Source organism: Pseudomonas glycinis (assembly GCF_054871425.1).
Genome location: NZ_JBTYHF010000006.1, coordinates 119,860 through 132,648, shown reverse-complemented (window position 1 = coordinate 132,648; position 12,789 = coordinate 119,860). Strand labels below are relative to the sequence as shown.

Here is a 12,789-nt window from a genome sequence, read left to right as displayed (position 1 = left end):
CGCATTCCTTGTGCAGGTGAAATCGGAAATCAGAATGTAACCCCGGCGACCAGAACGATGTTGCAGTACGGCTGACATTCTCCTGTACGAATGATCGTCCTGGCTTGTCGGCTCAGTACCTTGAACTGCTCGTGAGTGAGCAGATCCCTACGGCCCAGCGCGCCCTCTTCGCTCAACGCGTCCAGATCGGCCAGCGCCGAGGGCTGCTTATCGAAGATCTCTCTGGCCAGCACATGGCTTTCTACCTGCATTTCGCTGAGCACGACTTTCAGCGTGCTGACGAAATCAGGGATGCCATGGGTCAGTGCCAGATCAATCAGCTCGACACCCGGCGGCACGGGCAAACCGGCGTCGCCGATCACGACCATGTCACCGTGGCCAAGCGAAGCGATCAGTCGCGACAGCGCGACGTTGAGCAAAGGAGTCTTTTTCATGCGGGCTTGAACCCCTGTACTTCGGACATGGTTGGAATCGACGGTTGCGCACCGGCGCGGGTGACAGACAGCGCAGCGGCAATCTGACCGTAGCGAATCGCCTCGGCTTCGGATTTGCCATTGGCCAGCGCTGCGGCGAAACCGCCGACAAAGGTGTCGCCTGCGGCCGTGGTATCGACCGCCTTCACGGTCGGCGCGGGGAAGTGTTCGAAACCCTTGCCATTAGCGAACAACGAACCCTGCGCGCCCAACGTGACAATGACTTTACCGGCGCCCATGGCAATCAATTGAGTGGCAGCCGTTTCTGCCGACTGCAACGAGTCGACAGCGAGCCCGCTCAACGCGGCGGCTTCGCTCTCGTTAGGAATCAGATAGTCGATCGCCGCGAACCAGTCTGCCGGCAAAGGACGGCTCGCCGGCGCCGGATTGAGGATGACGGTCTTGCCCAGTTCACGTGCACGCTTGAGCGCATGCCCGACCGTCGCATCGGGAATCTCGAGCTGACAGATCACCACATCGGCGGCTTGCAAAACCGCATCAAAACGGTCAATTACTGCTTCCGTCATTGCGCCGTTGGCACCGGCGACAATCACAATGGCGTTCTGGCTGTTGTCATCCACCACAATCAGCGCCACGCCACTGGAATCTTCTACGACGCTGACAGCCTGGCAGTCGATGTGCTCGGCGAGCAAGGCATCGCGCAATCGCACACCGTAGTCGTCATTTCCCACACAACCGATCATCGCCACCTGCGCGCCCAGACGAGCAGCAGCAACCGCCTGATTGGCGCCCTTGCCGCCCGACACAGTGGCAAAGGAATGACCGATCAGCGTTTCACCGCCGCGCGGCAGCCGTGGCGCCCGGGTGACCAGGTCCATGTTCAGGCTGCCTATTACCACTACATTTGCTGGCATACATCACTACTCATCAATTCGGTTTCAGCGATATTCGGTGAACACGCCGGACAGCGGCGCGGTCGATTCGCGCAGGACAATGCTCGGGGTCACTATGCGTTGATCGGTGCCCGATTCCGGCGCAGCAATTCTGCGCAACAGCACTTCGGCGGCCATCTCGCCCAGTTGCAGGATCGACTGGCCGACCGTGGTCAGCGCCGGATAGACATAACGACTCATCTGAATGTCATCGAAGCCGATCACCGACAGCTCGGCCGGCACTCGCACGTTACGTTCGGCCGCCGCACGCAGCACACCGATACCAATCATGTCGTTGCCGGCAAAAATCGCACTGGGCGGATGGCTTTCAAGCAGCCGGGCAGCGGCGTTGTAACCGCCGGTGCTGGTGAAGTCGCTTTCCAGCATGCGCTCTTCGCGCACCTCGATTCCCGCCTCTTGCAGCGCTCGGCAATAACCGGCCTGACGCATTTGCGCCACGCTGGTACTGGCCGGACCGCCGATGGTGGCGATGTCGCGATGCCCCAACTCGAGCAGGTGACGGGTTGCCAGATAAGCGCCGTATTCGTGGTCGATGCGCACCAGATCGGCATTTACACCTTCCAGGCCCCGGTCGACGATGACCATCGGCGTCTTCACGCCCGCCAGTCCTTGCGCCAGACCACTGTCACCGCCAGCGGAGGCGACGATCAAACCGTCGATGCGCTTTTCCAGCAACACACGCAAATAACTGCGCTGCTTGTCCGGGTTGTCGTCGGAGTTACAGAGGATCACGCAATAGCCGTTGCGCTCGCAGTAATCCTCGATTCCGCGCGCCAATTCAGCGAAGTACGGGTTGAGGCTGTTAGGCACCAGCAGGCCGATGGTCGCGGTGGTCTTGGCTTTCAGCGAGCGCGCCACGGCACTGGGCACGTAGTCGAGGCTCTTGATCGCCGCCTCGACTTTGCGCCGCACTTCCTGACTGACCGGGCGGGTGTTGTTCACCACGTGCGACACGGTCGTGTAGGAAATGCCCGCGAGCGCCGCTACATCCTTGATCGTTGCCATGGTTCAGCCCCGGCGACTGGCGCGTTGACTGCGATAGGTGTCGAGCACCACAGCGATAACGATTACCGCACCGGTGATGATGCGCTTGGTCGGCTCCGTCGCACCAATCTGCGCGAGACCGGCCGCGAGCACGGAAATGATCAACACACCAAAGAAAGTGCTGATCACCGAACCGCGCCCGCCCATCAGGCTGGTACCGCCGATAACCACCGCCGCGATCACTTGCAGTTCCAGGCCCGAACCTGCGTTCGGGTCAGCCGCTTCCAGACGCGAAATCTGAAACAGCGCAGCGATGCCTGCCAGCAGCCCCATCAGGCTGAACACCAGAATCTTGTAGGGCTTGGGATTGATCCCGGCCAGCCGAACCGCCTCTTCGTTGGTACCGATGCCGATCAGGTAGCGGCCGAAAACAGTGCGGGTCAAAACTGCCTGCGCGATGAAGATCACCAGCAAAGCGATGATGAACGACGGGGAAATGCCGAACGCGATCGGATTCGACAGCCAGGCGAACGCATCGCCAATGTAGGCAGTGCGCGACCCGGTCATCTGATACGCCACACCGCGGGCCATTTCCAGCACGCCGAGGGAGACGATGAACGACGGAATCCGCCAGGCCACGGTGATCGAGCCAGTGATGGTGCCGGCCAGAGCCGCCACCGCCATGCCGAGCAGCGCCGCTGGCAAAACGCTCCAGCCCCAGCCGAGAATCGCAACGCTGACCGTCGATGCGGCCAGCGCGAGGACCGAGCCGACGGACAAATCGATGCCGCCGATGATCAGCACAAAGGTCATGCCCACCGCCAGCACCATCAGGTCGGGAATCTGGTTGGCCAGGGTGCTGAAGGTGTTGTACGAGAGGAAATGGCTGCTCAGGACCGAGAACAGCGCAATCATCGCCAGCAAGGCACCGGCCAGGCCCAGATAAGTACCCAGGCCAAAGAAATTGCCACTACGTTTACTGGCAGAAGATGCAGTTTTCATGGGAGATCCCTAGGCGCTGCTTCATTGAGCAACGCATCACGTTTCTGGTAGCCGGCGAAAGCGGCGGCAAGCAAATCATCCTGGGTCCAGCTGTCGCGCTCGAAGGTGTCGATCAGGCGTCCCGCCGAGAGCACGCCGATCCGGTCGCAGATCAGCATCAACTCACGCAAGTCACTGGACACCACGACCAATGCCTTGCCCTGGCGGGTCAACTCACCGAGCAAACCGTAAATATCGAACTTGGCGCCGACATCAATCCCGCGAGTCGGCTCGTCGAACAGCAGTACCGAACAGTCGCGTTCCAGCCAGCGACCGATCACGACCTTCTGCTGATTGCCGCCGGACAGTTCCGAGACCAGCTGCGTCGGGCTCGAACTGCGGATGCGCATGGCTTCGATCTGACGCTGCGCCAGGGAGATTTCGTCGCCGTTGTTGACGAAACCACCACTGGAGATTTCCGGCATGTTACCCAGGGCGATGTTGGCGCTGATCGACTGACTGAGCAGCAGCCCTTCGCCCTTGCGATCCTCGGTGATCAACGCGATGCCGTTGCGCACGGCATCCACTGGCGAGCGAACACTCACGACTTTGGCCGGCGAGCCGAGGGCGATGGTACCGCTATCAGCGGTATCGGCACCGAAGATCAGCCGCAGCAATTCCGTGCGCCCTGCCCCGATCAATCCGGAAATACCGAAGATCTCCCCGGCACGCACTTCGAAGGAGACGTCGCGGACTTTGTCCGAACGCGTCAGGCCGTTGACCGTCAGCGCCGGAGCGCCGATCTTGCGCGGCCCCATGTCGATGTGTTCACCCAGTTCGCGACCGACCATCAAGGTGACCAGTTGCTCGCTGTTGTAGTTGGCCATCGGCTCGACGCAGACCAGATTGCCGTCACGCAGCACAGCAATACGCTGCGCCACCCGCGCCAGTTCTTCGAGACGATGAGAGATATAGATGATGGAAACGCCGCGAGCCTGCAATCGGGTGATCTGCTCGAAGAGCATTTCGACTTCGCGCGCCGTGAGCATCGCGGTCGGCTCATCGAGGATCAGCACGTGGCAATCGCCGATCAGGTTGCGCGCGATTTCGACCATCTGCTGATGGCCGATACCGAGTTCGCCGACCAGCGTGTCCGGATCGATCGCATCGAGGCCGACTTGCGCCATTGCTTCGATCGCCGCCTTGCGCAACTGCTTGCGACTGATCCAGCCAGCGCTGCTCGGCAGATTATCCAGAAACAGGTTTTCCGCCACCGACAACGTCGGCAACAGATTGAGTTCTTGCATGACCATGCGCACGCCAAGCTCTTCAGCCTGGGTACGGCTGCCCGGACGATAGTCCTTGCCGTGGAATTGCATCTGGCCGGAAGTGGGCGTGACCAAACCACCAATGATCTTCGACAGGGTACTTTTGCCGGCACCATTTTCGCCGGTCAGCGCCAGTACTTCACCGCGCATCAGCGTCAGATCGATGCCGGTGAGCACCGGTTGCGCATAGGTCTTGCCGATACCGCTGACCGAGAGGACAGCGTTCGGGGCGGAAACTGACATAGAAATCTCCATGCGCTCGCCCGGACGGACGAGCGCCGTTGTGTCGCCAGATGACTTACTGGGTGACCAGCTCGACCGGTGTTTCGATCACGCCGTTGGCACCGCTGTCGACTTTCTCGCCCTTGATGATCTTCAGTGCGGTTTCGATGCCGAACACGGCCTGCTTGGCTGCAAACTGGTCAGCCGTCGCCAGCACACGACCGTCCTTGAGCATTGGCTTGATCGCATTGATGTTGTCGTAACCGACGACTTTTACCTGCCCTGCCTTGCCAGCGGCACGGACTGCGGAAACGGCGCCGACCGCCATGCTGTCGTTACCGGCCAGCAGTGCTTTGACATCCGGGTATTCACTGAGGATCGAAGCGGCAACCTTGTTGCCCTTGTCGATTTCCCAGTCACCGGACTGCAGCGAGACCACTTTGATCTGCGCGGCTTCCATCGCGTCCTTGAAACCGGCCGTGCGCGCCTGCGCGTTGGTGGTGGTGGACACGCCTTCGATGATGCCGACCTCGTCGCCCGCCTTCAGTTGCTTGGCCAGATATTCGCCGACCAGACGTGCACCCTTACGGTTGTCCGGACCTACGAAAGGCACGTTGATGTTTTTACTTTTGACCACGGCGGGATCGAGCTGGTTGTCGATGTTGATCACCGTGATACCGGCGTCTACGGCCTTCTTGATAACCGGCACCATGGCTTTGGAGTCAGAAGGCGCGATCACCAGTGCATTCACCTTGGCCAGGATCATCTGTTCGACGATGCGAGTCTGGCCAGCGGTGTCGGTTTCGTCTTTGATACCGTTGGAGATCAGATCGAAATCGGCGGAGTGTTCTTTCTGGTAGGCTTTGGCGCCGTCTTCCATCGTCAGGAAGAATTCGTTTGCCAAGGATTTCATGACCAGCGCGACTTTGGGTTTTTCTGCGGATTCGGCGAAAGCCGAGGAGACAGGTAGTGCGGCGGCTGTGGCAGCCAGCATAGCGACAGCAAGAAGACGTGCGGCGAATGGCAGCTTCATGGGTTCACTCCGATCTTATGATTATTGTGAGCAACGTTTGCGCTGACGTAAGCTACGTCACGGCTCCGGGAGAAAATGCCCTTCCAAGCCGCGCAAACGTTTGCGTAGACCGAACTATGAGAATCCCGCCGACATTTGTCAACAATCAGAAATCGTCTTTTGTTGTAGGTCGAATCGCCGAATTGGCAATTTGGCGCTTCAGGCAGTTGTATTGACCAAGCCGCCGCTGGGAGCGCTTTTCGACATCTCCTTGACCAACGCACCCGCCACTTCCGCCAGTGCGGCGCTGGTTTGCGCGATCTGGCCCTGAATCGACATCACTGCCTGGGATTTCGCTTCGGGAGTCGGATAGCTTGCAGCCTGAGCCGCAGCCAGTTGCTGTTGCTGCTCCTGAAGTTGCTTTTGCAATTCCTTCATCCGCTTGAGCAACGTCTTGACGGTGATGCTGAGATTGCTGTCGGCCTCGGTTTCACTGTTTTCCTGCACAGGCCCACCACCGGTTCTGACCTGATTCTTCTCAGTCTTCTCGGTACCCAGCGCCTGCGCCGAAGCCTCATTGGTCGCGTCGTTCAGGGTGTTGATCGTGGCTGCAGTTTTACCGCCGATGGTGACTGCAGCGGGATTGGCAAAACCGACCGTCAGTGACATGTGAACTCCTAAGATTTGGTTTCCTTGAGGACGCATCGGCCTGAGAGCACATTTCTTTAGCGGGGATTTGTCACCCGCCTGGCTTTTCAGAGATTGCCTATCGGCGAGCCGAACAAGAATCCCGCTGTCGTTCGGAATCCCGGATGGATGGGTCCTCAACGATGCTCCAGCCACCGAAAAATATTGATTTAAATCATCGGGTTAAACATTTTCCGCCAGCACATTACGCATGGTATGAATCCTGCTCCCGTCCTTGCACCTCAAGCATTCAGATCGGCTTGGGGCGCATCTAGATGAACCTGCATCAGCACCGTCTCACGACTAGAGAGAAAAATAATGAAATCTGCTTTCAATACCTTGATTCCGGGCGCATTGGCCCTCCTCCTGCTCCTGCCTACTGCCCTTCAGGCAAAAGAAGTCGAAACCCAGACCAAACTGGCCAACGTCGTTGTTCTCGCCACCGGCGGTACCATCGCCGGCGCTGGCGCCAGTGCCGCCAACAGTGCCACTTACCAGGCAGCGAAAGTCGGTATCGAGCAACTGATAGCCGGCATTCCCGAGCTGAGCAAACTGGCTAACGTGCGTGGCGAACAAGTCATGCAGATCGCTTCGGAAAGCATCACCAATGACAACCTGCTGCAATTGGGTCGTCGCGTTTCCGAACTGGCTGACAGCAAGGACGTCGACGGCATCGTTATCACCCACGGCACCGACACCCTCGAAGAAACCGCGTACTTCCTGAACCTGGTCGAGAAAACCGACAAGCCGATCATCGTCGTCGGTTCGATGCGTCCGGGCACTGCCATGTCGGCAGACGGCATGCTCAACCTGTATAACGCCGTCGCCGTGGCGAGCAGCAAAGAAGCGCGCGGCAAAGGCGTGCTGGTGACCATGAACGACGAGATCCAGTCCGGTCGCGACGTCAGCAAAATGATCAACATCAAGACCGAAGCATTCAAAAGTGCCTGGGGCACGCTGGGCATGGTGGTCGAAGGCAAATCCTACTGGTTCCGCCTGCCGGCCAAGCGTCACACCATGGATTCGGAATTCGACATCAAAAACATCAAGAGCCTGCCTGACGTAGAAATTGCCTACTCCTACGGCAACGTCAGCGATACCGCCTACAAGGCACTGGCGCAAGCCGGCGCCAAAGCCATCATCCACGCCGGCACTGGCAACGGTTCGGTATCCTCTCGTGTGGTTCCATCCCTGCAAGCCCTGCGCAAGGATGGCGTGCAGATCATTCGCTCGTCCCACGTCAACGCCGGCGGCTTTGTCCTGCGTAACGCCGAACAGCCTGACGACAAATACGACTGGGTTGTCGCTCACGATCTGAATCCGCAAAAAGCCCGCATCCTGGCGATGGTCGCGCTGACCAAGACCAACGACAGTAAAGAGCTGCAACGGATGTTCTGGGAATACTGATCGTCCTTCGCCTGATCACTTCTCGATCGGGCAATTGCGCATCACCTGCCAGCTTGGCAGGTGATGCCCCGCTTACACCCTTCCAATACTTTTCCCACAAAAATCTCGACAAGCCCTACACCAAAACCGGAAACCCGCTGTCAGAGGATTTTCTTGAATTTTAAGCAGTTGCGAAATCGCCTACAGTTAAATACTGTATGCACGTACAGCTTAATAAGGATAACCTCGTGGCCACCTCTCCTGCTGCTTCTGACGCTTACGAACGCATGGGTATGCGCGTTCAGAAAATCATCAATTCCCCCACCGCACAAAAAGCCAAAGCCGCACTGATTTTCCGTCTGCCGGATGAGCCGATGGATGACTGGGAGCGCTTGCTCGAGGAAATCGACGAGAACGACAACGTTACCCTCGCTTATCGCGATGACGGTGGCGTGCAGATTTTTTGGGTTGTGCCGAAGGAAGATTGACTCAATGAGTGTCCGCTGTGTTGCTTTGCTGTTGTTGTTTTTCGCCATGGGCGCCCAGGCTGGCGCCCCACGTACATTTTCCGAAGCCAAGAAAGCCGCGTGGAAACTTTATGCACCGCAGTCCACGGAGTTTTACTGCGGCTGCAAGTACACCGGCAACAAGGTCGACCTGAAGGCTTGCGGCTATGTGCCTCGCAAGAACGCCAAGCGTGCATCGAGAATCGAATGGGAGCACATCGTGCCGGCCTGGCAGATCGGCCATCAGCGGCAGTGCTGGCAGCAAGGCGGACGCAAGAATTGCACGCGTTACGATCCTGTTTATCAAAAGGCCGAAGCTGACTTGCACAATCTGGTGCCGAGCATTGGCGAGGTCAACGGTGACCGCAGCAACTTCAGCTACGGCTGGTTGCCGGTGCAGTCCGGCCAATATGGCTCCTGCCTGACGCAGGTCGACTTCAAGACCAAGAAGGTCATGCCCCGCCCTTCGATTCGCGGCATGATCGCCCGCACGTATTTTTATATGAGCAAACAATACGGACTGCGCCTATCGAAGCAGGATCGGCAGTTGTACGAAGCGTGGGACAAGACCTATCCAGTGCAGGATTGGGAACGTCAGCGCAACCAGAGCGTGGCGTGCGTGATGGGGCGCGGCAACGAGTTTGTCGGCTCGGTAAATCTGAAAGCCTGCGGCTGATTGCAGCGGAAATAAAAAGGCCTCGAGCGTTATGCTCGAGGCCTTTTTAATGTCTGTTCAGCGTGTTTTGAAGGCGCTTCGCTTATGGCGTTAGCGGATGCTCGATCACCACCGATTCGATATTTTGTTTCTTGGCTTTTACCAGCGCTGCATCGACCTGCACCTTGCGCGCCTCGGCGTCAGCCTGGGAATTGAACGGACCGATCAGAATTCGTGTTTTACCGCTGCCGTCCTTGACGACCGTCGGAACGAAAGCGTGCTCGATCAACCAGCCGCTCAGGTCACTGACGGCCTGAGGAGTCTCGCCACGCACTTCCAGATCCCACTGTGGCGCGGCGGCCGCCGGCGCTGCCGCGACCTTCGTCTCAGGCTTCGGCGCATCTACATTCTTGCCTTCACCGCAGCCTGCCAATGCCAGTGCCGCTACCAGCCAAACCAATTTGCGCACAACGCTTCCCTCGGAATTCGTAAAGCGGCGATCTTATCATTCAAAAATACTTCGCGAGCCCCGCAAAATGGGCACAAAACAACGAGAATGATGATTGCAGCCTCTGTATAGTTACGCCCTGGGAATTAATGCCGCTTCTGCGCGTCAGAAAGAGGCACCCAAACCGTGAGACTTCGCACTAATCTATAGATACCACCGACCTCTGCACTGTCTGAATCAGGTGCCCTACCAAGCAATCAAGGAGAAGACCATGCTGATACTCACCCGCAAAGTCGGTGAAAGCATAAACATTGGTGATGACATCACGATCACCATCCTCGGAGTCAGCGGCCAACAGGTTCGCATCGGTATCAACGCTCCGAAAAACGTGGCAGTGCACCGTGAAGAAATCTACCAACGCATCCAGGCCGGCCTGACCGCTCCGGACAAGCCGCAAACGCCCTGAGCCACTTTGCATCACGTAGCCAGTCCTATTGCCGTCGCGCAAGACTGGCTAAAGATTCACGCGCCGTTTAGCCATCCGCATTTCACCCCGCTGGGCACGGCGCCTGAAGCATGCTGACTCCTTTCACTTGCCCTTCCCTCCTTTCTTGCGCCGATATTACCTTTCACTCCTGGAGCTGGCTGTCGGACGTTTCCGATAGAGCACGGCGAATTTTGCCTTCTAAGCGAATATCACGCCACGCGCCATGCCTGTCGCCGCGACCATCATCAGGATCAGCAGCAGCGCTTCAACATGACTGATTCGCGCGTACAACTTCGCACGCCCGCTATCAAGCGCCGCACCGCGCGAGGATGCGATGCGCCATTTGATCAGCGTGATCATCGGTGCCAGCTCCATCAGCAGGATCAGCAAGAACAGCGTCATCTTCAGATGAAACAGCGGCTGATGCAGGTAATAGTCAGAGCCTTTCTCGTAACCACCAAACGCACGCATCGCTCCGGTGATAAGCAGCGTCAAAGCTGAAAGCCCCCAAAGGTTATCCGCGAGCAGAACGCGCTTGACCTCTCCCGTACCCGCCGAGAGTTGGATGAACGCTCTGCCCCGCGTCAGAACAGCCCAGAAAGCCAAGGCAAACGCGAATAGATGAATAGCGGCAAGGACCCACTGACTCAGCATCGACGCACTCCCTTATGAAGTGTTGAAAATCGGCCAGTCAGTAGTAGACGAAAAAACCGCGCCTCGCTTGGAGGTGATGGAGGGATAGGCGCCCAAACGCCAAATCGCAGGCAAAAAAAATCCCAAGCAGCTGATGGAAGCTTGGGATTTAAAAATGCATAAACCGTGGTGGTGAACGCGGAACGGATGTTACTTAAATTCCCAACATGCAACAAGGCTTTTTCGATAACCGGTTAGAGAAAAAGAGCTGTAAGCCTTTGGATATTCAGGTGTTTTCAACAACGAAATGGAAGAAGAATGCACCAAAATGGCGCTTGATCATTTTGCGCAAACAGTAATGAATGGAGAGCTGATCAGAGCGAAGCGGAAAGGACCGGGAACAAGCGTTGCGCAAATCGCAGACAACAAAAAAGGGCTCACCTTTCGGTGAGCCCTTCCAGACCGCCCAGCAGAGCGGATTTTGTTTGGTAGGCGCGATTGGACTCGAACCAACGACCCCCACCATGTCAAGGTGGTGCTCTAACCAACTGAGCTACGTGCCTGCTGTGAGGCGGCATTCTACGGAATTCCGGAGGGGTGTCAACACCTTTTTTTCACCTAACCCTATGAATATGCAAAATATTTAATTTCGCCTCAGCGAAGAAGATTTTCCGCTGGCTGGCGGAGGTTTTTCAACTCGGGTAGGATCGACGCACTCGTAAAATATATTAAACAGAGGCGGCAGGATGGCGAACACCCAATACCCAGAGTCTTATTACGCTGCGTCGGCCAATGCCGTACCACCACGCCCTGTGCTGCAGGATGATGTGGAGACGGACGTCTGTGTGATCGGCGCCGGGTATACCGGGCTGTCGTCCGCCCTGTTCCTGTTGGAGAGCGGTTTTCGCGTAACCGTGCTGGAAGCGGCGAAAGTCGGTTTTGGCGCCTCGGGCCGAAACGGCGGGCAGATCGTCAACAGCTATAGCCGCGACATCGACGTCATTGAGCGCACGGTCGGCCCCAAGCAGGCGCAACTGCTCGGCGAAATGGCCTTTGAAGGCGGTCGGATCATTCGCGAGCGCGTGGCCAGATACAACATCCGGTGCGACCTGAAGGACGGCGGTGTATTCGCCGCCCTTTCCGCCAAACAGATGGGGCACCTGGAATCGCAAAAGCGCCTGTGGGAACGCTTCGGCCACACCCAGCTGGAACTGATGGATCAACGCCGCATCCGTGAAGTGGTGGGTTGCGATCAATACGTCGGTGGCATGCTCGATATGAGCGGCGGCCACATCCATCCGCTGAATCTGGCGCTCGGAGAAGCGGCGGCAGTCGAGTCTCTCGGCGGCACCATCTATGAGCAATCACCTGCCGTGCGCATCGAGCGCGGCGCCAATCCGGTTGTGCATACGCCGCAGGGCAAGGTCAGGGCCAGGTTCATCATCGTCGCCGGCAACGCCTACCTCGGTAATCTGGTACCGGAACTGGCGGCCAAATCGATGCCGTGCGGCACTCAAGTGATCACTACCGAGCCACTGGGCGATGAGCTGGCGAAGGCGCTATTGCCGCAGGATTACTGCGTAGAGGACTGCAACTATCTGCTCGACTACTATCGCCTGACCGCCGACAAGCGCTTGATCTTCGGTGGCGGCGTGGTTTACGGCGCTCGCGATCCGGCGAACATCGAAGCGATCATCCGCCCGAAGATGCTCAAGGCTTTCCCGCAACTCAAGGATGTGAAGATCGATTACGCCTGGACCGGCAACTTCCTGTTGACCCTTTCGCGCTTGCCGCAGGTCGGGCGCCTGGGCGACAACATCTATTACTCGCAGGGCTGCAGCGGTCACGGTGTCACCTACACGCACCTGGCGGGCAAGGTCCTCGCCGAAGCGTTGCGCGGTCAGGCCGAGCGCTTCGATGCCTTTGCCGACCTGCCGCACTATCCCTTCCCCGGCGGGCAATTGCTGCGCACACCGTTTGCCGCGCTGGGTGCTTGGTATTACGGGCTGCGCGATAAGTACGGCCTATAAACACCATTGTGGCGAAGGGATTTATCCCCGTTGGGGGTGCGCA

Annotated in this window: 14 protein-coding genes and 1 tRNA gene; 5 read left to right on the top strand and 10 right to left on the bottom strand. The window is 58.0% G+C overall.

The window, feature by feature from the left end; all coding sequences use genetic code 11:
• Window positions 1-29 precede the first annotated feature (29 nt).
• The 7 genes from rbsD to ACYSTU_RS15755 all read right to left on the bottom strand — a co-directional run bounded on the left by rbsD (window position 30) and on the right by ACYSTU_RS15755 (window position 6,583).
• A complete protein-coding gene (rbsD, locus tag ACYSTU_RS15785) occupies window positions 30-434 on the bottom strand; it encodes a D-ribose pyranase (RefSeq protein WP_404938340.1) in 405 nt (134 codons plus the stop codon).
• Window positions 431-1,348, bottom strand: a complete 918-nt coding sequence (rbsK, locus tag ACYSTU_RS15780) for a ribokinase (protein WP_498999911.1) — start codon at window positions 1,346-1,348, stop codon at window positions 431-433. The genes rbsD and rbsK overlap by 4 nt, the downstream gene beginning before the upstream one ends.
• A gap of 24 nt (window positions 1,349-1,372) precedes the next feature.
• Window positions 1,373-2,392 carry a LacI family DNA-binding transcriptional regulator gene (locus ACYSTU_RS15775; protein WP_110598886.1) on the bottom strand — a complete coding sequence of 340 codons (1,020 nt, stop codon included), beginning with the start codon at window positions 2,390-2,392 and terminating at the stop codon, window positions 1,373-1,375.
• A 3-nt stretch (window positions 2,393-2,395) separates the two neighbouring features.
• Window positions 2,396-3,373: an ABC transporter permease gene (locus tag ACYSTU_RS15770; RefSeq protein WP_016774040.1), complete on the bottom strand. Its 978-nt coding sequence runs from the start codon at window positions 3,371-3,373 to the stop codon at window positions 2,396-2,398.
• The gene (locus tag ACYSTU_RS15765; RefSeq protein ID WP_498999908.1) at window positions 3,370-4,923 is read right to left on the bottom strand and encodes a sugar ABC transporter ATP-binding protein; all 1,554 of its coding nucleotides are present in this window, start codon (window positions 4,921-4,923) and stop codon (window positions 3,370-3,372) included. The genes ACYSTU_RS15770 and ACYSTU_RS15765 overlap by 4 nt, the downstream gene beginning before the upstream one ends.
• Window positions 4,924-4,978: 55 nt before the next feature.
• On the bottom strand, window positions 4,979-5,935 hold the full coding sequence (locus ACYSTU_RS15760) for a sugar ABC transporter substrate-binding protein (protein WP_024012403.1): 957 nt from the start codon (window positions 5,933-5,935) through the stop codon (window positions 4,979-4,981).
• Window positions 5,936-6,133: 198 nt separating this feature from the next.
• Window positions 6,134-6,583, bottom strand: a complete 450-nt coding sequence (locus ACYSTU_RS15755) for a hypothetical protein (RefSeq protein WP_016774037.1) — start codon at window positions 6,581-6,583, stop codon at window positions 6,134-6,136.
• 336 nt (window positions 6,584-6,919) lie between these two features.
• Between ACYSTU_RS15755 and ACYSTU_RS15750 the strand changes: the two genes are divergently transcribed.
• From ACYSTU_RS15750 to ACYSTU_RS15740, 3 genes are all read left to right on the top strand, one after another.
• Window positions 6,920-8,008 carry an asparaginase gene (locus ACYSTU_RS15750; protein ID WP_498999904.1) on the top strand — a complete coding sequence of 363 codons (1,089 nt, stop codon included), beginning with the start codon at window positions 6,920-6,922 and terminating at the stop codon, window positions 8,006-8,008.
• A 197-nt stretch (window positions 8,009-8,205) separates the two neighbouring features.
• Window positions 8,206-8,475, top strand: a complete 270-nt coding sequence (locus ACYSTU_RS15745) for a DUF1654 domain-containing protein (RefSeq protein ID WP_136493974.1) — start codon at window positions 8,206-8,208, stop codon at window positions 8,473-8,475.
• A 4-nt stretch (window positions 8,476-8,479) separates the two neighbouring features.
• A complete protein-coding gene (locus ACYSTU_RS15740) occupies window positions 8,480-9,169 on the top strand; it encodes an endonuclease (protein ID WP_136493973.1) in 690 nt (229 codons plus the stop codon).
• An 82-nt stretch (window positions 9,170-9,251) separates the two neighbouring features.
• Here ACYSTU_RS15740 and ACYSTU_RS15735 read toward each other — a convergent pair whose 3' ends face one another.
• Window positions 9,252-9,617: an SPOR domain-containing protein gene (locus ACYSTU_RS15735; RefSeq protein ID WP_024012401.1), complete on the bottom strand. Its 366-nt coding sequence runs from the start codon at window positions 9,615-9,617 to the stop codon at window positions 9,252-9,254.
• A gap of 250 nt (window positions 9,618-9,867) precedes the next feature.
• Between ACYSTU_RS15735 and csrA the strand changes: the two genes are divergently transcribed.
• Window positions 9,868-10,062, top strand: coding sequence for a carbon storage regulator CsrA (csrA, locus tag ACYSTU_RS15730; RefSeq protein ID WP_003179932.1), 195 nt, complete (start codon window positions 9,868-9,870; stop codon window positions 10,060-10,062).
• Between the two features lie 219 nt (window positions 10,063-10,281).
• Here csrA and ACYSTU_RS15725 read toward each other — a convergent pair whose 3' ends face one another.
• On the bottom strand, window positions 10,282-10,737 hold the full coding sequence (locus ACYSTU_RS15725) for a DUF2214 family protein (RefSeq protein ID WP_217879710.1): 456 nt from the start codon (window positions 10,735-10,737) through the stop codon (window positions 10,282-10,284).
• 465 nt (window positions 10,738-11,202) lie between these two features.
• Window positions 11,203-11,279 (bottom strand) — tRNA-Val (locus tag ACYSTU_RS15720).
• Window positions 11,280-11,462: 183 nt separating this feature from the next.
• On the opposite strand from ACYSTU_RS15720, the gene ACYSTU_RS15715 reads away from it, so the two are divergent.
• Window positions 11,463-12,746, top strand: coding sequence for an NAD(P)/FAD-dependent oxidoreductase (locus tag ACYSTU_RS15715; protein ID WP_498999898.1), 1,284 nt, complete (start codon window positions 11,463-11,465; stop codon window positions 12,744-12,746).
• Window positions 12,747-12,789: the final 43 nt, after the last annotated feature.